This window comes from Paenibacillus sp. FSL R10-2199 (assembly GCF_038000235.1).
Taxonomy (GTDB): domain Bacteria; phylum Bacillota; class Bacilli; order Paenibacillales; family Paenibacillaceae; genus Paenibacillus_AQ; species Paenibacillus_AQ phytohabitans.
Genome location: NZ_JBBOBO010000001.1, coordinates 1,310,668 through 1,334,327 on the forward strand (window position 1 = coordinate 1,310,668; position 23,660 = coordinate 1,334,327).

General features: G+C 55.6%; 21 protein-coding genes. 12 read left to right on the forward strand and 9 right to left on the reverse strand.

The features are described from left to right. Window positions 1–39: 39 nt before the first annotated feature. Together NYE33_RS05820 and NYE33_RS05825 are read right to left on the reverse strand one after the other, a co-directional pair. On the reverse strand, window positions 40–891 hold the full coding sequence (locus NYE33_RS05820; protein ID WP_341065080.1) for a 1,4-dihydroxy-6-naphthoate synthase: 852 nt from the start codon (window positions 889–891) through the stop codon (window positions 40–42). Beyond that, complete coding sequence (locus tag NYE33_RS05825) at window positions 891–1,574, reverse strand: futalosine hydrolase (RefSeq protein WP_340949037.1); 684 nt, start codon at window positions 1,572–1,574, stop codon at window positions 891–893. The genes NYE33_RS05820 and NYE33_RS05825 overlap by 1 nt, the downstream gene beginning before the upstream one ends. A gap of 1,240 nt (window positions 1,575–2,814) precedes the next feature. Here NYE33_RS05825 and NYE33_RS05830 point away from each other — a divergent pair. From NYE33_RS05830 to NYE33_RS05870, 9 genes are all read left to right on the forward strand, one after another. After that, on the forward strand, window positions 2,815–3,288 hold the full coding sequence (locus NYE33_RS05830) for a MarR family winged helix-turn-helix transcriptional regulator (RefSeq protein ID WP_042140349.1): 474 nt from the start codon (window positions 2,815–2,817) through the stop codon (window positions 3,286–3,288). A 208-nt stretch (window positions 3,289–3,496) separates the two neighbouring features. Further along, the gene (locus tag NYE33_RS05835; protein ID WP_039308226.1) at window positions 3,497–3,898 is read left to right on the forward strand and encodes a DoxX family protein; all 402 of its coding nucleotides are present in this window, start codon (window positions 3,497–3,499) and stop codon (window positions 3,896–3,898) included. A 127-nt stretch (window positions 3,899–4,025) separates the two neighbouring features. Further along, the gene (locus tag NYE33_RS05840; protein ID WP_341065081.1) at window positions 4,026–4,976 is read left to right on the forward strand and encodes a ring-cleaving dioxygenase; all 951 of its coding nucleotides are present in this window, start codon (window positions 4,026–4,028) and stop codon (window positions 4,974–4,976) included. A gap of 2 nt (window positions 4,977–4,978) precedes the next feature. After that, on the forward strand, window positions 4,979–5,596 hold the full coding sequence (locus NYE33_RS05845; protein WP_039308221.1) for an alpha/beta hydrolase: 618 nt from the start codon (window positions 4,979–4,981) through the stop codon (window positions 5,594–5,596). Between the two features lie 261 nt (window positions 5,597–5,857). Next, window positions 5,858–7,087 (forward strand): multidrug effflux MFS transporter, encoded by a 1,230-nt coding sequence (locus tag NYE33_RS05850; protein WP_042140346.1) that lies wholly within the window; start codon window positions 5,858–5,860, stop codon window positions 7,085–7,087. Then, window positions 7,084–7,950, forward strand: coding sequence for a DMT family transporter (locus NYE33_RS05855; RefSeq protein WP_336103412.1), 867 nt, complete (start codon window positions 7,084–7,086; stop codon window positions 7,948–7,950). Before NYE33_RS05850 ends, NYE33_RS05855 begins: the two co-directional genes overlap by 4 nt. Before the next feature lie 89 nt (window positions 7,951–8,039). Next, window positions 8,040–8,399, forward strand: a complete 360-nt coding sequence (locus NYE33_RS05860; RefSeq protein ID WP_336103411.1) for a FlxA-like family protein — start codon at window positions 8,040–8,042, stop codon at window positions 8,397–8,399. Window positions 8,400–8,783: 384 nt separating this feature from the next. Beyond that, on the forward strand, window positions 8,784–11,441 hold the full coding sequence (gene mprF, locus NYE33_RS05865; RefSeq protein WP_340948702.1) for a bifunctional lysylphosphatidylglycerol flippase/synthetase MprF: 2,658 nt from the start codon (window positions 8,784–8,786) through the stop codon (window positions 11,439–11,441). 236 nt (window positions 11,442–11,677) lie between these two features. After that, on the forward strand, window positions 11,678–12,541 hold the full coding sequence (locus tag NYE33_RS05870; protein ID WP_042140342.1) for a nitroreductase family protein: 864 nt from the start codon (window positions 11,678–11,680) through the stop codon (window positions 12,539–12,541). On the opposite strand, the gene NYE33_RS05875 is transcribed toward NYE33_RS05870, so the two are convergent. Continuing rightward, window positions 12,534–14,453 (reverse strand): ATP-binding cassette domain-containing protein, encoded by a 1,920-nt coding sequence (locus NYE33_RS05875; protein ID WP_341065085.1) that lies wholly within the window; start codon window positions 14,451–14,453, stop codon window positions 12,534–12,536. The genes NYE33_RS05870 and NYE33_RS05875 overlap by 8 nt on opposite strands. Then, window positions 14,450–15,238 (reverse strand): energy-coupling factor ABC transporter ATP-binding protein, encoded by a 789-nt coding sequence (locus NYE33_RS05880; protein ID WP_341065088.1) that lies wholly within the window; start codon window positions 15,236–15,238, stop codon window positions 14,450–14,452. The genes NYE33_RS05875 and NYE33_RS05880 overlap by 4 nt, the downstream gene beginning before the upstream one ends. A 148-nt stretch (window positions 15,239–15,386) precedes the next feature. Here NYE33_RS05880 and NYE33_RS05885 point away from each other — a divergent pair, with 148 nt between their 5' ends. Continuing rightward, window positions 15,387–15,995 (forward strand): biotin transporter BioY, encoded by a 609-nt coding sequence (locus tag NYE33_RS05885; RefSeq protein WP_042140341.1) that lies wholly within the window; start codon window positions 15,387–15,389, stop codon window positions 15,993–15,995. A gap of 259 nt (window positions 15,996–16,254) precedes the next feature. Here NYE33_RS05885 and NYE33_RS05890 read toward each other — a convergent pair whose 3' ends face one another. The 3 genes from NYE33_RS05890 to NYE33_RS05900 all read right to left on the reverse strand — a co-directional run bounded on the left by NYE33_RS05890 (window position 16,255) and on the right by NYE33_RS05900 (window position 19,452). Continuing rightward, complete coding sequence (locus NYE33_RS05890; protein WP_341065091.1) at window positions 16,255–16,995, reverse strand: hypothetical protein; 741 nt, start codon at window positions 16,993–16,995, stop codon at window positions 16,255–16,257. A 28-nt stretch (window positions 16,996–17,023) separates the two neighbouring features. Next, window positions 17,024–18,508 carry an alpha-amylase gene (locus NYE33_RS05895; protein ID WP_042140340.1) on the reverse strand — a complete coding sequence of 495 codons (1,485 nt, stop codon included), beginning with the start codon at window positions 18,506–18,508 and terminating at the stop codon, window positions 17,024–17,026. 98 nt (window positions 18,509–18,606) lie between these two features. Then, window positions 18,607–19,452 carry a DUF72 domain-containing protein gene (locus NYE33_RS05900; protein WP_042140339.1) on the reverse strand — a complete coding sequence of 282 codons (846 nt, stop codon included), beginning with the start codon at window positions 19,450–19,452 and terminating at the stop codon, window positions 18,607–18,609. 271 nt (window positions 19,453–19,723) lie between these two features. Here NYE33_RS05900 and NYE33_RS05905 point away from each other — a divergent pair, with 271 nt between their 5' ends. Beyond that, the gene (locus NYE33_RS05905) at window positions 19,724–20,578 is read left to right on the forward strand and encodes an MBL fold metallo-hydrolase (protein WP_340948706.1); all 855 of its coding nucleotides are present in this window, start codon (window positions 19,724–19,726) and stop codon (window positions 20,576–20,578) included. A gap of 22 nt (window positions 20,579–20,600) precedes the next feature. Here NYE33_RS05905 and NYE33_RS05910 read toward each other — a convergent pair whose 3' ends face one another. Both NYE33_RS05910 and NYE33_RS05915 read right to left on the reverse strand, forming a co-directional pair. Continuing rightward, window positions 20,601–20,810 carry a hypothetical protein gene (locus tag NYE33_RS05910; protein WP_340948707.1) on the reverse strand — a complete coding sequence of 70 codons (210 nt, stop codon included), beginning with the start codon at window positions 20,808–20,810 and terminating at the stop codon, window positions 20,601–20,603. A 105-nt stretch (window positions 20,811–20,915) separates the two neighbouring features. Continuing rightward, entirely contained in the window at window positions 20,916–22,508 is a 1,593-nt protein-coding gene (locus NYE33_RS05915) for a histidine kinase N-terminal 7TM domain-containing diguanylate cyclase (protein ID WP_341065093.1), read from the reverse strand. 369 nt (window positions 22,509–22,877) lie between these two features. Here NYE33_RS05915 and NYE33_RS05920 point away from each other — a divergent pair, with 369 nt between their 5' ends. Further along, window positions 22,878–23,660 (forward strand): ABC transporter ATP-binding protein, encoded by a 783-nt coding sequence (locus tag NYE33_RS05920; RefSeq protein ID WP_039305637.1) that lies wholly within the window; start codon window positions 22,878–22,880, stop codon window positions 23,658–23,660.

The following is a 23,660-nucleotide window of genomic DNA, read 5'->3' on the forward strand; positions in this document are numbered from 1 at the left end:
TTAGGAGTTTTGTTTGTTCCTTAATCTAATTAATCCAAGCTAGAGCAGCAGCTCCGGATCAATGACAGGCACGAGACCCTCGGCAGCGGCACGGGTCAGCAGGGCAGAGATTGCTGCGTAGCCGTCCTCGCCCAGGTTCATCGTGAACTCGTTGACATAAAGATCGATATGCGATTTGGCTACTTCCGGGGAGAGCTCCTGGGCGTGGCTCAGGACATATTCCTGGCAGGCCAGGGGATGATCCCAGGCATACTGCAAAGAGCTGCGGATCCAGCCGGTAATGGACTCGTGGTCCAGATCCCTGCGGGCGATGATCGCGCCGAGCGGAATAGGCAGGCCGGTGTCGCTTTCCCACCAGCTGCCGAGGTCAGTCAGCAGGTTAAGATTATAGGACGGGTAGGTGAAGCGGGCTTCATGAATGACCAGCCCGGCATCAATCGCGCCACTCTGTACAGCAGGCATGATTTCATCGAAGGGCATGACGACGATCTCGGCCGGGCCGTCCGGCACCTGCTGCGCAGCCCACAGCCGGAAGAGCAGATAGGCGGTGGAGCGCTCGCTTGGCACGGCTATTCTGCGGCCGGATAGCTGACGCGGATGTTTGATGGCACCTGCACCTTTACGAGTCAGTACGAGCGGGCCGCAGCCCCGTCCAAGCGCACCGCCGCAAGGCAGAAGCTTGTACTTATCCAGCACCCAGGGAAGCGCGGCGTAGGAGATCTTAAGCACTTCCGGACCGGCGCCGTCTGCCGTGAGTCCGTTGGTGATATCAATATCGGCAAAGGTCACCTCCAGCTTGGGTGCATCCGGTACCAGCCCGTGCGCCCAGGCATGAAATACGAAGGTATCATTCGGACATGGAGAAAAAGCAATATGAAGTTCGGTTGTCATTACAGCACCTCCAGTAGAATAGCCGCTGCCGCTGTGAGGGCGTCCAGGGCTTCTTTGATCTTCCACGCGGCCCGGTCGCGCGGGCCGACCGGGTTCGAGATCGCGCGCAGCTCCAGCGCTGCGATCCCCAGAGCCTTGGCGGCCACGGCGACCCCGTGGCCTTCCATCGCTTCCGCCGCCGCCTGCGGATGGCGCGCGGCAAGCTCCGCGGCCGTCCCGGCGGTGCCGGTCGCGGTCGACACGGTAAGCACGGTGCCCGTGCTTACCGCAAGCCCGGCCGCTGCCAGCGCGGCCGCAAGGGCCTGGACCGTGCCGCCCGGCGCAGGCACGGACACGCTGCCGAAGCCAAGCTCGGCAGCGCTGCGGAAGCCCTCCGGCGTCTCTGCGCCGAGGGCCGCGTCAAGCATCTCGCTGGCGACGACCAGCGAGCCTACGGGTGCACGGCCGGGGAAGCCGCCGCCGATCCCGGCGCTGATGACACAGCCGTAGGAGCCGGCTGCCAGAGCGGCGGCGGTGCCCGCCGCAGCCGCAGCGGTGCCGGCGCCCGCTGCGATGACATGGAACCTGCGGCTGCCCTGCAGGCCGCGCAGGACGGCATCCCGCTCGGCTGCGACAGCGGTCACGATCAGCACGTTAGCGCCCGGCGGAATAAGCCGGGCAGCATTGCCGGACGCGTCCCGCATTGTTCCGTCCTGCACGCCTGAATCCCGCTCAACAAAATCCCGCACCGCTCCATCCCGCACTGCTGTACCCCGTTCCGCAGAATCCCGCACTGCTGTACCCCGTTCCGCAGAATCCCGCACTGCTAAATCCTGCTCAGCTGTACCCAGTTCAGCAGAATTCCCTTCCGCTATATCGCGGCCCCGGGCATCCCATTCCGGTAGTTCCGTTGAATCCATCCAGGTGTTGCCTCCTTTATATGTAATGAACTGCTTCCTTACATTCGCACCCAAAAGGATACGCCGTTTTGGGAGTGAGGTCAAACCGAGTCCTTGCTGTAATCTTTCATTATCAAGTGAACTCAAGCTGTATCTAGATTGATCTGAAGGAATTTCCGAAACAGATGTTTAATCCAACTGTAATTGAATCATCCTAAGCTCAATCCTGATTGGATTCTATTCCCTATTGCACTATGTACAGCAGATGGCTCTAAAATCCGCCGGAAATTAGAATCTATAGCACTCTGTACAGCAGAATACTGTGGAACCGGCGGCTTTGAGCAGGAATCTGGAAATCAATTGTATGAAATACAACAGACTTTACCGATGGAACTTTTAAATGTACTTGGCATGTGGGACAGACCATTGCGCCAGAGGGTTATCTGGGGAAGGCAATGCGGAGCGCATAGCGGATAATTGTATTTTGTGCAGTTAAAAGACAGCGAAAAGCCATATCAGCAAGGATAACTGTATTCCGTACAATTATAATTAGGAAAACTGCTCTTATACGGCATAGTAGCGTTTTATAAGTGTACAAAGTGCAATTAAAACTGCTCCTGCGCAGAAATAGGTCTTTTTAGTTGTACAAACTACAGTTAAAATTTGAGCGATAGCCTCACTCTATACAACCAGCATTTCGGAGTTCAACCAAGACGTCTGGTGGGAGACCGAAAGCTATTAATCGAAAATTAATCCCCTAAGCCTTCCTTAGTACCTCGCTCTATACTTACATCAGCACTCCATCAGCACTCCAATTAATACTCCCCCAGCGCTCACCAAGTTACTCCATCAATCCCTTCCCTCAGTAATCCCCCGTTAATCCCTGAGTATTTTCACACAACTTCCTATATAGTCACCATATACTCTGGTATATAAAAAATCTTCCCCTAATCAGTTGACAATGAAATCGTCATGCTGTATATTTATCTTAACTTAAAGATAATTAACTTAAAGATAAACGCGAACACGACAGGAGGTGCACATAATGAGCGGCAATAATGACACAGCAGGTACAGCAGCTGACAGTACAATCGATCAGGAGCAGGCGGCATCACTGAAATTATTCGTTGTTCTGTCCAAGGCTTACAAGAGCCTGATGGATCAGGCGGTGAAGGATATGAAGAGCCACGGGCTGGCATCGGCGGAGTTCATGGTGCTGGAAGTCCTGTATCATAGAACGCGGATTCCACTGCAGCAGATTGGCGAGAAGATTCTGGTCACCAGCGGCAGTATCACCTACAACATCGATAAGCTGGAGAAGCGCGGACTACTGAAGCGCGTTCCATGCGAGGACGACCGCCGTGTGACTTATGCCGAGATTACGGAAGCGGGGCGCGAGCTGTTCGATGATATTTTCCCCCGTCATGTCAGTTCCATACACAGCCTAATGGGCGGGCTGGACAGTGAAGAGAAGGCTCAGGCCACTCAACTGCTGAAGAAGCTGGGCAAGGGTGTATAGAAGACCGGGAATAGCACAGCAGGTACCTGAACAGCAGGTCGGAGCCCGATAGATGACAGTCAGCTTTAGCAGCGGGATGAGGCATTGATGATCAAGCTAAGTCCCCGGATGTAACCGGTAATTATATATAGATCAGCAGGACCAAAAATTTTTACCTAATATCTTAACGTTAAGATAATTAAAATCGAGAGAATGGAGAGTGTTTAAAATGGTTAGTGTAGGTTTATTGTTGATGAGATTGGTAATTGGTGTAGCGTTTATCGGGCATGGTGCACAGAAGCTGTTCGGCTGGTTCGGCGGCTACGGCCCCAAAGGTACAGGCGGCTGGATGGAGTCGATCGGCATTAAGCCCGGCGTACGTATGGCGGTGCTGGCAGGACTGATGGAGCTGGTCGGAGGACTGCTGTTCACACTCGGTCTGCTGACTCCGGTAGCTGCTGTGCTGATTGCCGCAACCATGCTTGGCGCAATTGTCAAAGTCCATGCTCCTAACGGGTTCTGGTCTACGGCTAACGGGATCGAGTTTCCATTAACGGTACTGGTGGTAGCGGTCGGGGTGGCTCTGGCGGGTCCGGGTTCGATTTCACTTGATGCACTTTTCTTTAAATAATAGCCGGTACGCCAGGCGGCCTGCTCCACAGACAGCGGGCGGCTGCCCAGGGCGGACGTCAAGATAGCATCCTCATTTTACGAAAAAACAGATTGTACAACACACCCAATTTCAGGAGGTAATAATCATGACTATGCAAACTGCAGGAATTCATCATATCACCGCTTTTGTAGGAGACGCTCAGCGTAACGCTGATTTCTATGCCGGAATTCTCGGACTGCGCCTTGTCAAAAAAACCATCAACTTCGACGCACCCGACGTCTATCATCTCTACTTCGGCAATGAGCAGGGTGCACCGGGCACCATTATTACCTTCTTCCCCTGGTCTACCGGACGCAAGGGCAGAATCGGCGGCGGTCAGGTTGGCGTAACCACTTATGCTGTGCCGGCAGGCTCCATCGGGTTCTGGGAGCAGCGGCTGGCCGCTTATCAGATTCCGGTTACCAAGGTAAGCCGGATCGGCGAGTCTTATCTCTCCTTCGCAGACTTCGACGGTTTGCGGATTGAGCTGGTGGAACGTGAAGAGGGTTCCTTGAGCACCTGGTCCTTCGCCGGAGTACCTGTAGAACATGCGATCAAAGGCTTCGGAGGTGCTGTTCTCTACAGCGCTGCCCCGGACAGAACAGCAGACACTCTCTCCCGTACGCTGGGAATGGAGCGGATTGCTGAAGGTGACGGCTACATCCGGTACAGATCTGCCGGTGATATCGGGAATATTATCGATCTGAAGTCTACTCCGGTTCCGCAGGGGGCTGGCGGCACAGGTACCGTCCACCACATCGCCTGGCGCGCCAAAGATGATGCCGAGCAGCTGGAATGGGGCCGCCGCGTACAGAGCCACGGCTACCAGCCGACTCCGGTGCAGGACCGCCAGTACTTCAATGCCATCTACTTCCGTGAAGAAGGCGGAATCCTGTTCGAGATTGCGACCGATCCTCCCGGCTTTGCCCGTGATGAAGCGCCGGACGCGCTGGGAGAGAAGCTGATGCTTCCGGCATGGTTTGAACCGCAGCGTGCGGCAATAGAAGATAACTTAAGCCCATTTGAAATCCGCGAAATCGGGGTGAAGCAGAAATGAATATGACGCATGTATTCCATCAAGGTACGGATGTAACTCAGCCGACGCTGGTATTATTCCACGGCACAGGCGGCAACGAGCATGACCTGCTGCCGCTGGCCGGGCTGCTGGCTCCCGGCGCTTCGGTACTGGGCATCCGCGGGAATGTACTCGAGAATGGCATGCCGCGCTTTTTCCGGCGGTTGGCTGAAGGAATATTCGACGAGGAGGATCTGATCTTCCGCACCCATGAGGTGAAGCAGTTCCTGGACGAGGCTGCAGCGAAGTACGGATTTGATGCCGGCAATCTGGTTGCAGTAGGCTACTCCAACGGTGCGAACATCGCCGGCAGCCTGCTCTTCCATTACGGAGGCATCTTCCGCGCGGCAGTGCTGCTGCATCCGATGGTGCCGCTGCGCGGCCTTGCGATTCCGTCGCTGCAGGGGGTTCCGGTCTTTATCGGGGCAGGAACCAATGATCCGATCATTCGCTCCGAAGAGACACGTGAGCTGGAATCCCTGCTGAGCGGCGCGGGAGCCGAAGTCACCTCGCACTGGGGCAATCAGGGACACCGCCTGAGCACAGCCGAAGCTGAAGCTGCCAGGGATTGGCTGGCCGGACTCACAGCTTCCGGAGAATGATATAACTATACAGACAACCGCCTGCGGTAGCTGCTGATCAGTGATATGATCGGCCGGCCGGCTCCTGCAGGCGGTTCTTTGCGATATATAGGTTATAGGTCCAAGATATATTGCTCCCCCGTTCTATTCCCCGTTAATGCACAAAAGCATTGAACATTCAGGTTGTGATCGGGTAGTATGAAGAATAAAAAAACGGACCTGAGCAAAAACGGATTTGCCGTCTTTTAAAGAGGTACCATAAGAAAGGTTGCGTCACTATTTATGATTAAGCAAAACCATATTTCAAGCCTTGCGGAGGGCGGGCCTTCGAAGAAACAGCGGCTGCAGCTGGCGGTCATTCTGGGAGCCATCGCCACGATTGGCCCTCTGTCGATTGATATGTATCTGCCGGCTCTGCCTGCGCTTAGCACCCATTTCGCCACCAGTCCGGCCATGGTGCAGCTCAGCCTGACCTTCTTCCTGCTGGGGCTGGCCTCGGGCCAGCTGGTGGCCGGACCGCTCAGCGATGTGCATGGACGCCGTGTTCCGCTCTTTATCGGTATGGTGATTTATGCGGTTTCTTCACTGCTCTGTGCGTTCAGTCCTTCTATCGGCCTGCTGGTGTTTCTGCGTTTCATCCAGGGCCTGGCCGGATCAGTAGGCGTGGTCATCTCCCGGGCGGCGGTCCGTGATATGTACAGCGGCTCGGAATTAACCAAGTTCTTCTCGCTGCTGATGATTGTCAACGGGCTGGGGCCAATCTTCGCTCCTGTCATCGGGGGACAGCTGCTGAGAGTAACGACCTGGCAGGGTGTGTTTGTAGTTTTGTTTGTGTTCGGACTGCTCTTTGCGGCCATCATTCTGCTGCGTCTGCCGGAGACATTGCCCAAAGAACGCCGGATCAAAAGCGGGCTCAAAGGAACGCTGCTCACCTTCCGTATCCTGCTCGGCAATGCCAAGTTTATGGGCTATGCCCTCTCCCAGGGTTTCGTTACAGCAGCCATGTTCGCTTATATTTCCGGTTCTTCCTTCGTATTGCAGATTATTTACGGGGTATCCCCGCAAATGTACAGCCTGATCTTCGCTGTTAACGGGCTCGGCATTATTATCTCCGGGCAGATTGCCGGCCGGTTGTCCGCAAGAGTAGGGGAGCGCAAGCTGCTGATTAGCGGACTTCTGCTCTGTACTTTCGGCGGTGTCCTGCTGCTGGTTACCCTCCTTGCCGGAGGCGGACTGCTGCCGATTCTGGTCTGCCTGTTCGCCGTGGTCTCCAGTGTGGGTCTGGTGAGTACAACCAGCTTCTCGCTTGCCATGCAGGATCAGGGAGAAACCGCAGGCAGCGCCTCTGCACTCCTGGGTCTGCTTCCCTTGCTGCTGGGCAGCTGTGCGGCTCCGTTAGTCGGACTTGGCGGCAGTGACTCTGCTGTGCCGATGGCGCTGGTCATCGCGGGAGCAGGCATCCTGTCCATTTTATCTTACCTGCTGCTCTGTAAAAGGGCGGACAAGCCATGAGCCGCAAGGATCTCACCACCCTGCTGCTGCTTGCCTTCGCCTGGGGAGCCTCCTTCCTGTTCATGCGGATCGCCTCTCCTGAATTGGGGCCGGTCTTCACGACCGAGCTGCGTGTTACGCTTGCCGGAGCAGCCCTGCTGCTCTATGCATTTGTGACCCGGCGCAAGCTGGGTATCCTGAAGCACTGGAAGCAGTTCCTGCTGCTCGGTGCCATTAATGCCGCGCTTCCGTTCACCCTGATCTGCATGGCTGAGCTGCATCTGAGTGCTTCGCTGGCGGCAATCCTTAATGCCACGACCCCGATGTTTGCGGCCCTGGCCGCCTGGGGAACCCGGCAGGAGAAGCCGGGCCTGGCCAAGTCGGCCGGCCTGGTCATTGGTCTAATTGGCGTAGCTGTTCTGGTCGGCTGGAGTCCGGTACCGCTCACAAGTACAGTTCTCTTGTCAGTAGGGTACTCGCTCTGCGCCGCATTGTGCTATGCATTTGGAGGATTATATGCTTCCCGTGTAGGCTCCGGCCTCACTCCGCTGGCGCTTGCTGCCGGACAACAGCTGGGTGCAAGCGTGGTGCTGCTGCCGCTGGCGGTTATTTTTGCCCCGGATCATCTGCCCTCGGCCGCTGCGGTATACTCCGTACTTGGTTTGTCGCTGATCTGTACCTCGGTGGCTTACCTGCTGTACTTCCGCCTGATCGCCAGCGTCGGCCCGGTTAAGACCGTCAGCGTCACATTTCTCGTGCCTGTATTCGGCCTGATGTGGGGAGCCATCTTCCTGCATGAGCCGGTCTATGCCAATACCCTTGCCGGACTGGTTATCATCCTGCTGAGCGTAACACTGGTTAACCGGAAGCTGCGCAAGTCTTAGGACAACAGACATTCAGCAAACTTTCAGCGCATTTTAACGTTCTTCTGGGGTGAAGGGGCTATATTGAAGAGGTGAAAGGAGGGATAGGCATGAATATTTCATCCGTATCCGCATCAACGTCCACCTCGTATACGTCCTCCAGTGCAACGGACACAGCCGCGCTTGAGAAGCAGAAGGCAAAGCTGGAAGCTGATCTTGAGAAGGTAAGTTCAAGTAAAGACGACGAGAAGACCAAAGAAACCAAGACCAAACAGCTTGAGCAGCAGATCAAGCAGATCGAAGCGCAAATTGCCCAAAAGTCACAGGGGACAAGCAGCTCCTCTTCGGCCGGAAGTGCAGCTGCACCTCCAGAGAAACCTGCTGACAGCAGTAAGCTGATGGCGGCATCTGCACAGGAAATCGCGACGGCAACTACAGATAGCGAAGGCAGATTTGACATTCGGGTATAACCCCGGCTAAACAGCATGCCTGAGAAGAGGACCGCCATTGCCGTGGTGACTGGTTCTCTATTGCGGTATGGTAACCCTTGTGCAGCAAGAAATAGGCGTCCGGACCGATCGCAGTCCGGGTGCCTATTTTTTGTATCCCAGTATTTTGTATCACAGGATCAATCAACCTTCGGTTTTCTGCTGAAACTCAAGCAATTCTCCGGTTACTGCGGACTCTGCAGTGATTTACACTTTGCCTGCTGTCTAACTCTGGTGAACATACAACCGTTATACGGGTCATCTGCTGCTGATATTGCTATAATAGGTTCTATGGAAAATGCTGAATATTGTTTAGCCAAGGGTGAGTTCAGCAGTAAGGGCAGGTGAAGTCATGCATTCAAAGTCATGCATTCAATGAAACAAAGATTGGAACGCTTCAGATTCGTGAGGCTGCTTCTGTCCATCTACCGGATTAAGGCGGTAAGGGCGCTTGTTCCGCTGCTGATCATCGGTCTTGTCTATTGGGAAGGGCAGAATGAGCTGAAGCAGATTCATTTGGGGATGATCATTCATGAATTAAAAGCAGTCCCCGCGCCGGCCATTCTGCAGATGCTGGGCATTTCCCTGCTCTCCGTTGCGGTCATGAGCACTTATGATTATTTAATCCGCGGGCATTTCCGCTTGCAGACCAGCTACTTAAGCACCTTCCGCTATGCCTGGATCGCTAATACGTTCAATAACCTGATCGGCTTTGCCGGTCTGGCTGGCGCGGGCCTCCGGACGCTGCTCTACAAAAAAAGCGGTGTGCCCTCGTCCGTGCTGGCACCGGCAATCGTATTTCTGTCACCGCTGATGATTACAGGGCTGTCGCTGCTCTCCTGGTGCACCCTTACCGGAATCCTTCCGGCGGATGCCCTTCTGCATGAACATCGCTGGCTGGTATTCGCGGTGTGGGGAATGGCGCTTTATTTGCCGTTTTTTGTGATTCTCCAGCGTTCCTCACTATTCGCCAAGTGGATTAACCGGGGGCAGGGCAGGACATCCTGGCTGACGGTAGCGGCTTCTGTCGGAGCTTCCCTTCTGGAGTGGACCTTTGCCGGACTGACCTTCTGGATGATTGCCGGTCAGCTGCTCGGCGGTGCTCCGTTTGTAACGGTCTTCAGCATCTATGTCGTTGCCGCCATTGCCGGCATTCTAAGCATGGCTCCCGGAGGCATCGGTGCCTTCGACCTGATTGCCCTGCTTGGACTTACCCAGCTGGGAATCCGGAGCGATCAGGCCATGGCCGTACTCGTCATCTACAGATTATTCTATTACATTGTGCCCTGGCTGATCGGACTGGTGCTGGCGGCGCTGGAGATCGGGCTGCCGGGTAAGAAGGGGACTGAACGCAGCGGAGACAGAGTTGAAACTCCCGTTACCGTATGGCAGAGGATATGGGGCTGGCCCGGCCAGTACACCTTCCTCAGCGACCTGGGGGTCTGGGCACTCGGCAAGCTGGTGCTGGCCAGCGGTCTGATTCTGCTGCTGTCCGCAGCTACACCTGAGCTGCTCTACCGGCTGCGGATCACGGAGGATCTCCTGTCCCTGCCGGTGATGCAGATTTCCCATCATCTGTCCGTGCTGATCGGCTTCATGCTAATTCTGCTGTCGCGGGGAATTTCCCTGCGTGTCCGTAGAGCGTATATCTGGACGAGTCTGCTGCTCCTCGGAGGGGCGGTATTTGCTTTTACGAAGGGGTTTGATTATGAAGAGGCGCTGTTCCTGCTGCTGGTAGGCTTAATCCTCTGGATCTCGCGGACCCGGTTCTACCGGATCAGTGTACCGCTCAGTACAAGGAGCACCGTATGGTGGCTGGCTCTGACTTCAGTTGTAGCACTCGGTTATTATGGGCTGGGGAGTTATTCGCATCACGGTTTCCTGAAGCATCTCCCATCCGGAATCCGGCCGGAATGGCTGCGGCAGCACAGCAATGTGGCGGTTACAGCTATTGGCGGACTGATCTTCTCCTGGCTGCTGCTGACTATGCTTGTTGCTCTCCGGCCGCAGCGCAAGGCCGATGAGCTCTTCGCGGATAAGGATATGGCGCGGCTGGAGCAGTTTCTGGCGGAAGGCTGGGGCAATGCCTTAAGCCATATGCTGTTTCTGGGCGACAAAAGCTTCTACTGGGCCCGGGAGGGCAGAGTGTTATTCGCTTTTGCCAGAGTAAGGGACAAGCTGGTGGTACTGGGTGATCCTCTGGGTCCGGTGGGCCTGGTCAATGACGCAATCAGCGAGTTCCGCCAGGCGGCGGATTTGTATGGACTCGCCGTAGTGTTCTACCAGGCTACACCAGCCTACCTCCCGGTGTATCAGAGCCAAGGCTACCGGTTCTTCAAGCTGGGCGAGGAAGCGTTGGTGCCGCTTGAGAACTTCAAGGCCAGCGGCCCCCGCAATGCCGATCTGCCCAGTGTGGCAAGCCGGTTTGAACGTGAGGGCTATGTCTTTAAGATTGCCGAGCCCGCGCATTCTGCAGACCTGCTGCAGGAGCTCCGGGCGCTGTCGGAGGAATGGCTGGACGGGCGCCTGGAAAAAGGGTTTTCGCTGGGCTGGTTCAGCAAGCCGTATCTGCAGCTCGCTCCGCTGGCGCTGCTGCGCGGAGCTGACGGGCAACTCATGGCTTTTGCCTCCGTTGCCCCGGGCTATGACGGACACAAGACCGTGTCCATTGATCTCATGCGCCACCGCAAGGATACCCCAAACGGGACTATGGATTACTTGTTCCTGTGTCTGCTGGAGTGGGCGAAGTCGCGGGGGTTCCGCAGCTTTAATCTGGGTCATGCCCCGCAGCCTGGTGCCGGCCGGAATACCGGAGCGCTGCGCGAGGAGAAGGTGGCCCGCCTGGTCTTTGAACGCGGCGGCCACTGGTACGGATTCTCCGGCCTGCGGCGGTATAAGGAGAAATTCGGGCCGCAGTGGGAGCCGCGGTATCTGGCCTATCCTGCATCGCTTACCCTCTACCTTTTAACCCTCGATCTGGTGAGACTGGTTTCCCGCCATCCGGGTCCGGAAGATAAGGAATAAGAGCTGGACGATTCTCCTGAAATAGGGGATACTAATTTTACCAGCAACCGGACCGCAGAACAGGCAACTATTGAGTATAGATCATTTTGGGAGGGCTCCTGTTCTTAGCGGAGCCCTCTTTTTTGGGCTTGAAGCTGTAACAGGAAGGCTGAGCCAGCCAGTAAGGACTGGGCAGTTCAGGTCAGGGCAAGGCAAGGCAGGGCAGGGTTGCGGGATAATTTGAGGAGGCGGATGTTATGGGGAATGCAGTAATGGAAATTATGGAGAAACGCAAGTCTGTGCGGACTTATGAGACCACACCAATTGATACAGCAGCCCATGCCTCCATTATGGAGTATCTGGATAAGGAAGAGAATTTGCGCGGTCCTTTTGGCGGGATATCAGGGATTGAATGGATCTGGGCCAAAGGCGGGGCGGGGGAAGGCAAGGGCATGAAGCTGGGCGCTTACGGGATCATTGTGAATCCGCAGGCTTATCTGGTAGGCTCCGTGCGTAACGGGAAGCTGGCACTGCTGGAGTTCGGATATACCTTCCAGAAGCTGATTCTTTTTGCGACCGGGCTGGGTCTTGGAACCTGCTGGATTGGCGGAACCTTTAACCGCAAATCCTTTACCCGTGAGCTGGAGCTTGCCGAAGGGGAGATTATTCCCTGCATTACGCCGCTCGGCTACGCGCGGGAGAAGCAGCGGCTGCTGGATACCACGATGCGGTATGTGGTCAGAGCCGACAATAAGAAGCCTTGGCAGGAGCTCTTCTGTGACGGTGATTTCAGCAAACGGCTGACACCGGAAGCCGCCGGGAAGCTGGCCGTCCCCATCGAGATGGTCCGGATCGGCCCGTCAGCCTCCAACAAGCAGCCATGGAGACTTGTCTTGTCTCCAGACCGGCAGCAGTTGCATTTCTACTTGGAGCATACGCCTAATTATAGCGGCAATAAGCTCGGGTTCCAGATGCAGCGGATTGATATCGGCATTGCCGCCTGCAATTTCGAGCTGGCCTGCCGCGAGCTGGATATTGCAGGCACCTGGACCATTAATGATCCGGGAATAGAAGCCGGCAGTCCGAATACAGAATACATGCTCAGCTATACACTTAGCTGATCCGGGCAACCCACCACAGCAGGCCTGCTGCCGTCAGGATACCTAGCGCAACCCATGTATCGCGCTTGTTCCAGGCCAGCTGATAGACAGGAGTCCGCTGCTTGGCGGGATCATACCCGCGCGATTCAACGGCTGTAGCCAGCTCGTCGCCCATGCCCAGGACAAGGATCAGCAGGGGTACGATGATCAGGGTAATCTGCCGCGGGGACCAGCGCGCCAGTCCGCGGGCCCGCCTGCCGCGCGAGCTTAGCGCCAGCTGCAGCTGTGTCAGCTTGCCGAGAATCCAGGGCACGAACTGCAGCGTCACGGACACAGCCAGCGACCAGTTGCGGGTCCGGATTCCAAGATGTCTCAGCGGAGCAATTCCCCATTCCAGCCCTTCACGCAGCGGAGCGCCGGTAGTGGTCTCTGTGAACAGAAACCCGAGGACGATCAGCAGCAGAAACCGCAGCACGCTGATCCCTCCGCGCTGAAGTCCCGCAGAACTGAAGCTGAGCGGGCCGATGCTGAAGCCGGGCGAGTTCCAGCTGAGCCCGGACAGCAGCCAGAGAAACAGGAACATGAGGAGGAACGGGCGGAAGAAGCGGAAGACCCTACGCCAGGAAATTCCGGCCGAAACCGTGAGTCCGGCCAGCAGGCTTGCAGCCAGCAGCAGCGGGAGGAAGGTATCCATCCCCAGCACGGTTAGTGATCCGATAATCATCCCCAGCCATTTGACCCGGGGATCCAGTCCCTGCCAGCGTAACCGGCCAGGGGCTTGTTTGATTGATAAGTGGTCAGATGTTGCGGGCTCCCCGTAAAGTCCCTGAGGAATCGTTGAAGCCAGGGCCTCGCTTACCGGGCCTGGCGTGGCGGCAGATAGATCCGGTGCGTCTCCGCTTGCCGGGCCTGGTGTGGCGGCAGATAGACCTGGTGCGTCTCCGCTTGCCGGGCCTATTGTAGCGGCAGATAGACCTGGTGCGTCTCCGCTTGCCGGGCCTATTGTGGCGGCAGATAGACCTGGTGCGTCTCCGCTTGCCGGTGGAGATTCCGTCACGCTTCTTCTCCATTCGCTGGGCTCCTTGTGGGCGGCCGCAGGAATGCTGACAGACTGTGGAACGGGCAGAGGCTGCTTATCCAGTCCGGCGAGCAGCTCCTCCAGATTGTCCGGCAATGCTTCAAGCCAGCCGCGTTCTACAAGCCTGCGGCCTATCGAGGCATAAGCCGGAGGCGTAAGTCCGGCGGCTCGCAGCAGTCCGGGATCCGCTGTCAGTGCCGCAGCAGGGCCATCATAATGGACCGCGCCCTGCTTCATCACGATCACCCCGTCGGCAACCGGCAGAAAGCTGTCCAGATCATGCGTGCCGATGATCAGAGTCAGGCCGCTCTGCCGCAACTCCTGCACCATTTCCAGCAGCGACTGTGCCGCCTGCGGGTCCAGTCCTGCGGTCGGCTCATCGAGAATGAGAAGCCCGGGCCGGGAGGCTATGGCTCCGGCAATACAGACCCGGCGCTTCTCGCCTCCGCTAAGCAGGAAAGGGGAACGTCCGGCGAACTCATCATAAGGCAGCCCGGTCCGCGCGAGGGCGCTGCGGATGATGCCGTCCCGCTGCACCTTAGGCACACCGCGCTGCGTCAGGCCGTATTCGATATCCTTATGGACGCTGTCTGCGAACAGCTGGGTCTCCGGCTGCTGAAATACCATAGCGACAGCCTCCCAGGCCTTGTGGTCCGCAGGCTTCGTATCCTCATGAATGATATTGCCGGATGCCGGATGCTCCAGCCGGGCGAGCAGGCGCAGCAGAGTGGACTTGCCGCTTCCGTTAACTCCGCAGAGCACGGTCAGTGTGCCTGAGGGGATATTCAGGGAGATATCCTGCACGGCGTACTTGCCGTTGTAATGGAAGGAGAGATGCTCTGCCTGAATCCTCATAGCATCGCCTCCAGCTGCGGCTCGGTCAGCGGGAGCAGATGAAGCGGCCAGTTCTGTCTCTGCAGCAGTCTCCCGATGCGGACCACGGGCGATGGAACCCATCCGAGCGCATCCGGCAGGCCGGAGGCGTAGAACAGGGTGCGCGGATCACCGTCATAGAGCAGCCGGCCATCGCCCATAACGGCAATGCGCGGGCTCTCGGCCAGTTCCTCCATCCGCTGCGTGACCCAGAGCACGGTTGTGCCGCTCCTCCATAACTGGCGGGCCAGCTCTAGAATATCCTGCCTTCCCGCCGGGTCCAGCATGGAAGTGGCCTCATCGAAGATGATCATGCCGGCATCCAGGGCAAGGCAGCAGCCGACAGCCAGGCGCTGGCGTTCTCCGCCGGACAGACTGGCGACATCTGCTTCTGCTTTGTGGGCCAGTCCTACCTGCTGCAGAATATCATGGATTCGCGTAACCATCAGAATCCGGTCCAGCCCGCGGTTCTCCAGCCCGAAAGCGATGTCCTCGAAGGGCGTAGAGCCCACCGTCTGTGCCTCGGGATTCTGAAATACAAGCTGGACCTGCTGCTTCACGTCCGCGCGGTTCTGAGGCGAGCGCAGATCCAGCCCGGCGACGGACAGACTGCCTCCTGACGGGGGAATCAGCCCGTTGAAGATGCGGACCAGCGATGTTTTGCCGCAGCCGTTGGCTCCTGTGAGTGCAACCCATTCTCCCCGTCCAATATGGATACTAATCCCTTGCAGAACCGGGCGCCTGTGCTGGCCATCCCGTAAAGACAAGGTCAAATTATGCGCCCTGATCATCCTCATGCCCGCTTTCCTTACAGTTCTAGTCAACAATCGCTCCCCATTATAACAAAGATTTGAGGATTGATGTATCCGGAGGGGGATGATATAGTGATCCTAAAAAAAGGGGGTACTCCCGGCAATGAAGAAATGGACGACCCGCGGCCTGATATTCAGTGCACTATTCGCCGCAGTTATGATCGCTCTGAGTTATTTAAAGATCTCTCTGCCTTTTTCTACTGTACCTATTACAATGCAGACCCTGGCTGTCATGCTGGCCGGTTCTATTCTGGGGGCACGCTATGGCACGCTCGCCGTACTGATCGTGATCGGACTTGCTGCAGCGGGTTTCCCGGTGATGGGCGGAAGCGGCGGACTCGCGGTGCTGGTTGGCCCGACCGCAGGCTATATATTCTCCTGGCCGTTCGTAGCCTGGCTGATCGGCTTCTTCGCCCAGCGTATAAAGCAGGATAAATATACTTTCGTGAAGCTGCTTGCGGCTAACTTTATTTTTGGTGCGCTGCTTGTCTATCCTGGCGGCGTATGGTGGCTGGCCCACTCAACCGGCATGGACTCGCTGACCAAGGCGTTAACTGCAGGTATGTGGCCGTTCATTCCGGGCGACCTGACCAAGGCAGTGCTGTGCTCTGCCGTAGTGACAGCTGTGTGGAAGGTGTATCCGATCGACCGTATTTTAAACAGTGATTCCGGCGTCTGGGCAGACGGGGAGAAGTCAACCGTCATTCGTTAGCTGGCTGTGGTTAGTTGAGGCTGCTAGTTGGCTGGCTGAGGTAGCGAATGGTTGGCTGAGGCTGGCTAGTGGCTGACTGAGGTGGCGAATGGCTGGCTAAGGTGGCTAATGGCTGGCTAAGGTGGCGAACGGCTGGCTGAGGTGGCGAATGGCTAGCTGAGGTGGCGAATGGCTGGCTGAGATGGCGAATGGCTGGCTGCACGGAGCAAAGAGGCGATTTCGCTGCCGTATGGCAGGGAGTCGCCTCTTTTATTGTTATTTAGAAAATTATGATATCCGTCTGTAGTGTATAGAACGTGCATGATGTCCTGGTTACGTTTCTTTGGAGCTTGGAGCCAATCCGGTTGAAGGACAAATTTGTTCTTGTATCAGGAATTCCACCGAATCCCCCGGAAGTCGGCAGCACGGTGAAATCAAAGGGATAAATCCCTCTAATTCCCCCGGAAGTCGGCAGCACGGTGAAATCAAAGGGATAAATCCCTCTAATTCCGCTGAAAGTGGGCTGTATGGTGAAATTAAAGGGATAAATCCCTCTAATTCCGCTGAAAGTGGGCTGTATGGTGAAATTAAAGGGATAAATCCCTCTAATTCCGTTGAAAGTGGGCTGTATGGTGAAATCAAAGGGATAAATCCCTCTAATTCCGCTGAAAGTAGGCTGTATGGTGAAATTAAAGGGATAAATCCCTCTAATCATACCTGGACGTTGACCAAAGGAGGAAGTGAAGAGCAAAAGTGCTCCTGATTTCACCGCCTGTCCTCGTCCGTCTGCCCCCCGCCCGCCCCGCCAGTCCTCGTCGTCATTCGCCCGTCCACCGCCTGTCCCCGTCCGTCCATCACCTGTCCTCGTCTGCCCGTCGCCAGCCCGCCGACTATCCTCGCTAGTCCACCGCCAGCCCCGCCTGTCCTCGTCAGCCCCCGCAAGCTCCCCGCCTGTCCTCGGCTGCCCGTCGCCCGCCCGCCGACTATCCTCGCCAGTCCACCGCCAGCCCCGGCTGTCCACCGCCCACCGCCCGCCCGGAGTCCAATGCTCACTCTTTCACGCAATCGTCCTCCGGCTCCGGATCGGGCAGAGCCCAGACCGAGACGCTTCCGCCATTCACCGGGAATACTGCCCAGCCGTCCTCTCCGATGGTGACAGTCTCCTGGCGGTTGCCGGTCAGATCCTCCCATACTTCCCCGCCGCGCGCTTCGCCGGCGAACATCCGCTTCTCTCCGTTGTCCCCGTTCGAGATCACTACGGCGCAGCCGGAGCCTTCGATCTCCGGAACACCGCGCCGCACCCAGCCGATGGTGTTGGGATGGTCGAAGTAATCATCCTGGTCGCCGTAGGCCTTGTTGTAACGGGCACAGAGCAGAGGATCGATGGCGTCCTTCTTGCCCTCCACCGGCGCCGGGCCGCCGATACCGTAATAATCGCCGTAGAAGACAACGGGGTATCCGTCCCTCCGCAGTAGAATCAGGGCATAGGCACTCTGCTTGAACCAGTCGCCGACCCATGATTCCAGCGCCTCATGCGGCTGGGAGTCATGGTTGTCGACGAAGGTGACGGCATTGGCCGGATGCGTCTGGACCAGCGTATCGTCAAAGATATGCGTCAGATCGAAGTCCCTGCCCGCCAGCGCAGCCGAGTAGAGCTTGTAATGCAGCGATACATCGAACAGATCGATCTGATAGTCAACGGTGTTCAGGAATTCGCGGCAGGCCTCCAGATTGGAGTTCCAGAATTCGCCGACAATGTAGAAGTCTTCGCCGCGTTTCTTTTTCATCTCCGCCGCAAATTCTTTAACGAACTCATGGTTGATATGCTTAATGGCATCCAGGCGGTAGCCGCTGCACTGCAGGGTGTCGACCAGCCATTTGCCCCAGTTCAGCATTTCGTTCTTCACGTCTTCATTACTGTAATCAATATTGGCGAACATCAGATAGTCGTAATTGCCGAATTCATCATCCACATTCTGATTCCAGCCTTTATTCGTACCATCGATCCGGAATACGCCGTTCCGGCTTGCCTTGGCATCGAAATCGGTGCCGTTGAAGTGGGTGTGGTTCCATTTGAAGCTGGAGTACTCATCCCCGCGCCCCGGAAAATCAAACTTGGTCCAGCCTTCAATCTCAAACGGCTGGGAGATATCCTTATTGCGGTCGTTAGGATCGACCTCAATGACCTCAAACACCTCTGTCTCATCCGCCCCGGCCTTATGGTTCATGACCAGATCTACGTAGACCGCGATGCCGTTCTTCAGACATTCGGCAATCGCGTCGACCAGTTCCTGCTTGGTTCCGTATTTCGTGCGCACGGCACCCTTTTGATCAAATTCGCCCAGATCATATAGATCATAGACTCCATAACCGGTATCCTCCGGAGAGACCGCCTTGGTTACGGGAGGGACCCATACGGAATCAATTCCCGCCGCCTTCAGGTCAGGGGCCATTTGGGCAAGGCGTTTCCAGTGTTCTCCGTCTGCGGCAACATGCCATTCAAAAAATTGCATCATAGTATGGTTTCTCTTCATTCCTGGTAGCCTCCTTAAGGGTTGTGAAACGAATGGAACAATTCTTGGGTCTGTTGCTTCAGCAAGGAGTAGAAGAGATTTATGTAGACCTCCGAACCTCAGGTGAATAAGTCCAGCTGGCGCGGGGCCAAACCGCCGTCAATCCCAAGCAGGGACTGCAGCTCCTGCGCATTGGGGGTGGCATCACCGGCGGAATTATTATTAAAGACTACATAGATATCACGGCAGCTCTGCGTAAGTGTAAGCAGACGGTTCTTCCATTCCACCAGTTCTTCGGTGCTGTAACGGTACAGATAGCGCAGCTTGCGCCAATCGGGATGACTGCTCTGATTCCAGCCTCCGGTATTGCGGCCGTGCAGCCGTACATAGGTGATGTCCGGCGTGGTAGCGACCGGTACAATCGGGATCGAGCCTGAACCCGCCTGCGGCTCATCGGCTATGGTATGAATCCAGCCCTCCTGCTCCAGGAACTGCAGGGTTCTGCTGCGCAGCTCAGGACTGTACCAGGAATCGTTGCGGAACTCGATGGCGGAGGGCACATCCAGCATTCTTTCCTTAGCCTCACGCAGGAATTCCACATTGTCCTTGGTGCAGTCGAACCAGGGCGGGAACTGGAACAGCGTCATGGCCAGCTTGCCTGCCGAACGCACAGGGGCAATGGAGGTATGGAAGGCGCGGTACATCTCCTCCGGCGTATCGTAATAATTTTTTTTATCACGGAGATGTCCGGTCATCCCCTGGTAAGCCTTCACAATGAACTTGAACTGCTCCGGCGTCTGGTTAACCCACTTCACATAATTCTTGACCGGCTGCACGGCATAGAAAGAACTGTCGATCTCCACAATGGAAAAATAAGCGCTATACGCAGGAAGCCGGTCGGCAGGTTTGATTTTGCCATACAACTCCTCGTGGTCTCCGAAGCCGGTAAGCCCGATCTTAATCATAGAACGCCCTCCTTGTATCAGTCTGCTCTATGCCAGTTTCAACACTGGCTATCTCTTATTAAACTGAAAACCCGTCAAGGCAAACAAGGGCATTTGATTAAAAGCTGAAACTCAGGCAACATGAAGATAGGATTTGGAACAGAATACCGTGAATGAAAAACTGCCAATGGTGCTGTTATCACCAAAAGAGGAAGAGGATATACTCCGGCAGAATGCCTTTTATTCTGCTTACCCTACCCTTTAAGGTATAGCAATAGAAAGGAAGTTGTGTATGGAACATAAGTTTCAGGAGCTAAGTCCGCATATTCTTATCATGCATGCGGAGCATGACACGGACCGCCCGATCCTGGCGGCCGTCTCCGGCTCACGCCGGACACTGCTGATGGATGCGGGGAATTCCCCCGCCCATGCGGAGCTGTTCCGGGAAGAGTTGGCAAGAAGGGGCTGGCGTCAGCCGGATCTGCTGGCCTTGACGCACTGGCATTGGGACCATACCTTCGGGATGACAGCATGGAACGTCCCTGTGATTGCCCATGAAGAAACAGCGCTAGTACTTAACCGGCTCGCAGGGCTGAACGGAAGTGATGAAGAGCTGGAAGGCCTTGTGCAGGAGGGGACAATCAGTGAGGAGAGTGTAGCGCATATCCGCCTGGAATATGGCTCCCCGCGGGTAATCACCGTGGATACGCCTGATATTATATTTAACGGGAGTATTACTGTAGATCTGGGCGGGGTCACTTGTGAGCTAAGCCATGTGGGCGGTGATCATTCAGCCGATTCCTGCGTCCTGCATGTTATAGAAGATAAAGTTCTTTTACTGGGAGATGCCCTGGGACCGTCCGTATATGGCGGGCCGCGCCGCTACAGCAGTACCGGTTTCCTTAAGCTGCTGGAGCGTATCTACGGCTATAAGGCGGCCCTGCTTGTAGAATCACATGGAGTACCAATGACGGAACAGGAATTCCGTGCAGACCTGGTACCTTGGGAACGTCTTGCCCGGATTGTAGATGTCTTCGGGGATAACCGCGAGCGGGTGCTGCTGGAGCTGAAGACGTATCTTCAGCTGGAAGAGCTGCCGCCGGGCTTATTGCGGAGCGTGGAATATTTCCTGGAGGGCGCAAGGTGATACTCCGCAGCCGAAGCCGAGACTAATCCAAAAAAGCAACCACCCGGTTCAGCTTCTCCAAGTCATGCGGATTAAGCTTGAGTGTGGATGACGGCACACCTGTACCGCCGTAAAAAAACGGATAGCATGCCGAAGAATTCTGCCCCTTCTTGCGCTGTACGAATCTGTCGTTCATGATGGAGGATTTCAAACCCACATGCTGGGCCTCTAATATTTCTGTTAACTTATCCACGGCATTACATCCCCTTTGGTACCCGATAAGAATTTTCCCAAAAACAACACTACCCCCGTGCTCAGGATTCTGTCCGGGCATGGGGGTAGTTGTACTGTTATGAAATTATACCGGCTTGAAATGCGTGATCGCAGAGCCGCTGGACAGATGAACGGCATTGCGGCCGTTCCGCTTGGAGGTGTAGAGTGCATGATCGGCTTCGGAGAGCAGCTCCTCCAGCGATATATTACTGCGGAAGGCTTCCACCACGCCGAAGCTTGCCGTTACATTAATGGACCCTGACAGCGTGTAGAAAGCGCTGCGCTCGATATCCCCGCGGATTTGCTCCGAGATGACCGCCGCCTGCTTCAAGGGAGTATCCGGCAGACATAAGACGAATTCCTCGCCTCCATAACGTCCGAAGATATCCTCTTCCCGCACATGCCGGCTGCATACACCCACTACATGCTGCAATGCCATATCGCCATATTGGTGTCCGTACCGGTCATTGATGCTTTTGAAGAAATCGATATCCAGCAGGATGATCGAAAAGGGGGCGGAGCGTTCGGCCGCTTCCTCCAGCAAGCCCCGGCTCAGTTCCATGAAATGCGTCCGGTTATATATACCGGTAAGGCTGTCGATGGTGGCCAGCTGCAGGAGCTTCTCCTGGAGCAGTGTCCGTTCAGTGACATCGATCAGCATAATCATCCGTCCGGCCAGATGCCCGTCATGCTTCTGCACAGGGGAGGAGCGGATCTGGTAATAACGGACATCCTCCCCCATATTCCAGACGAGCTCCTGCTCCTCGCTGTCCCCGGGATTGGAATTCATCACATAATCGACAGCTTCCTTGCCGGCGGGAAGGAACAGTTGGGCCAGCGGCCTGCCGATTGCGGAGGCATCGAGATCCTGCAGCATCTCGGCTGCGGCCCGGTTGTAATCGACAAGCTTGTCCGAGAGGTCCATGACCAGCACACCGTCCCGCATGCTCTCGAACAGATTCTCGCGGGCAATGGGTGCGGCGGTAAGCATGCCCCGGGAGAGAATAGCCCATATATACAGGGTGGACGTTACACTCATGATTACGGGCACGGGGTCCATTCCATACGGAGTCGCATCCATCAGGTAGAGGAATGCGCCCAGCGCAGGCAGGAACTGCCCGATGAAAATAATCACCATCTGCCGGAGGTACACCCGCTTCATCCGGTTCCAGCGCCAGAGAATAAGGCACATGCCGGCCAGCATGCAGCCGAAGGTCAGACTGCCTTGCACAATATACCAGGGTCCCATGACGATATCGATCAGCGGTGTAGGGGCACCTTCCCGGAAATGCATGGATTGATAGAACAGGTGGTGGGAATCGTTGGTCCATACGAGCACGGTAGAGATCACGGGCACCGAATACAGGACGGTCAGCAGTTTTTTGGAAATCAGCCGCTCCAGACCTACGAAGTGCATAATCATTAGCATGCTGGAGGGGGCGATATAAGGCATACCGAGGTACTCCACCTTAACCCACAACGCGATTTCCTGCATGGTGCTGCCGGAGAGTTCCAGCGCGAACCCGAAGGTATATATCGCCGAAGCAGCTGAGCTTACAATGAAAGCTTTTAGACCGGAAAAATCTGTCTTCCTATAATAGGCAAACAGCGCCAGCAATGCGCTCAGCACACCTGAGATAGAGACGATGACTATATAGTTGGAAATCATGGATTCCATGGGTAGCGCCTCCATGTGTAGGAATAGGCTTTGAACATTGGCTAAAGGTCTCCTATAGAAGAGTAGATATAGTTAAATGATATCACACATCTGCATAGATAACAGTTGGCAGGAATCCGGCAACAGAGGGTGAGAATACATACTAACTTTATCGGCACAATTCCAGATTATTAACAATGCAAACGGGCTCCTGGACAAAATGACGGAATTTCTCAGCGTCCATTTTACGATTTGTCTAATGTGGGTCTGCAGAGCAAAGTGTAAGATGTTAGTTAATCGAACATGTAACGAGAAAAAGGCGTTTTTTCACAACATATGTGTTATGTTATTTAACATATAATAGATTCAGGGATGAAGGGGGAGCTGGAAATGTCATTAGTAGCGACGAAAATTCCTGAAATACAGCTGGAGAGCGTCGAGATGCGTTATAAGACGGAAACGGCTGACGTGCTTGCGCTGCATCAGGTAAGCCTTGATATTGCCAAAGGAGAGTTCGTGTCCCTGCTGGGACCTTCCGGATGCGGTAAAACCACACTGCTGAGACTGATGGCAGATCTTATAACACCAACAGCCGGAAATATTATGGTGGCCGGAAAGACGGCGAAGGAAGCGCGGCTGGCACAAAAGTATGGGATTGTCTTTCAGAGTCCGGTGCTGTATGACTGGCGGAAGGTCAAACATAATATTACGCTGCCGCTGGAGCTGATGGGCGTTAAGAAATCGGTCCGTGAGGATAAGGCGCTGGAACTGCTGGATCTCGTGGGATTACAGGGGTTTGCTGATAAATATCCCTGGCAGCTGAGCGGAGGGATGCAGCAGCGCGTAGCCATCGCCAGAGCACTCTCGATGGAGCCGGAAATTCTGCTCATGGATGAACCCTTCTCTGCGCTGGACGAATTTACCCGCGAACGCCTGAATGAAGAGCTTCTCTCCGTCTGGAGCAAGGTCCAGAGCACGATTGTATTCGTCACTCACAGCATCCCTGAATCCATCTTTCTGTCAGACAGAGTATTCGTGTTATCCCCTCATCCGGGAAGACTGTCTGCGATTGTTGATATTCCGCTGCCGCGCCCGCGGACGGCGGAGATGAGAAACAGTCCTGAGTTTTTTGAACTGATCGCCCGCATCCGCGACAGCTTCGAAGGGGTGTAG

What these genes read in the sequence shown, in the direction of transcription:
- NYE33_RS05885 (WP_042140341.1), top strand. Translation starts at nt 15,387, where the DNA reads ATGAAGAAATGGACGACCCGCGGCCTGATATTCAGTGCACTATTCGCC.
- NYE33_RS05900 (WP_042140339.1), bottom strand. Translation starts at nt 19,452, where the DNA reads ATGATTAAGATCGGGCTTACCGGCTTCGGAGACCACGAGGAGTTGTAT.
- NYE33_RS05820 (WP_341065080.1), bottom strand. Translation starts at nt 891, where the DNA reads ATGACAACCGAACTTCATATTGCTTTTTCTCCATGTCCGAATGATACC.
- NYE33_RS05915 (WP_341065093.1), bottom strand. Translation starts at nt 22,508, where the DNA reads ATGGAATCCATGATTTCCAACTATATAGTCATCGTCTCTATCTCAGGT.
- NYE33_RS05905 (WP_340948706.1), top strand. Translation starts at nt 19,724, where the DNA reads ATGGAACATAAGTTTCAGGAGCTAAGTCCGCATATTCTTATCATGCAT.
- NYE33_RS05845 (WP_039308221.1), top strand. Translation starts at nt 4,979, where the DNA reads ATGACGCATGTATTCCATCAAGGTACGGATGTAACTCAGCCGACGCTG.
- NYE33_RS05855 (WP_336103412.1), top strand. Translation starts at nt 7,084, where the DNA reads ATGAGCCGCAAGGATCTCACCACCCTGCTGCTGCTTGCCTTCGCCTGG.
- NYE33_RS05830 (WP_042140349.1), top strand. Translation starts at nt 2,815, where the DNA reads ATGAGCGGCAATAATGACACAGCAGGTACAGCAGCTGACAGTACAATC.
- NYE33_RS05875 (WP_341065085.1), bottom strand. Translation starts at nt 14,453, where the DNA reads ATGAGGATTCAGGCAGAGCATCTCTCCTTCCATTACAACGGCAAGTAC.
- NYE33_RS05870 (WP_042140342.1), top strand. Translation starts at nt 11,678, where the DNA reads ATGGGGAATGCAGTAATGGAAATTATGGAGAAACGCAAGTCTGTGCGG.
- mprF (WP_340948702.1), top strand. Translation starts at nt 8,784, where the DNA reads ATGCATTCAATGAAACAAAGATTGGAACGCTTCAGATTCGTGAGGCTG.
- NYE33_RS05895 (WP_042140340.1), bottom strand. Translation starts at nt 18,508, where the DNA reads ATGAAGAGAAACCATACTATGATGCAATTTTTTGAATGGCATGTTGCC.
- NYE33_RS05840 (WP_341065081.1), top strand. Translation starts at nt 4,026, where the DNA reads ATGACTATGCAAACTGCAGGAATTCATCATATCACCGCTTTTGTAGGA.
- NYE33_RS05860 (WP_336103411.1), top strand. Translation starts at nt 8,040, where the DNA reads ATGAATATTTCATCCGTATCCGCATCAACGTCCACCTCGTATACGTCC.
- NYE33_RS05920 (WP_039305637.1), top strand. Translation starts at nt 22,878, where the DNA reads ATGTCATTAGTAGCGACGAAAATTCCTGAAATACAGCTGGAGAGCGTC.
- NYE33_RS05835 (WP_039308226.1), top strand. Translation starts at nt 3,497, where the DNA reads ATGGTTAGTGTAGGTTTATTGTTGATGAGATTGGTAATTGGTGTAGCG.
- NYE33_RS05850 (WP_042140346.1), top strand. Translation starts at nt 5,858, where the DNA reads ATGATTAAGCAAAACCATATTTCAAGCCTTGCGGAGGGCGGGCCTTCG.
- NYE33_RS05825 (WP_340949037.1), bottom strand. Translation starts at nt 1,574, where the DNA reads ATGCGGGACGCGTCCGGCAATGCTGCCCGGCTTATTCCGCCGGGCGCT.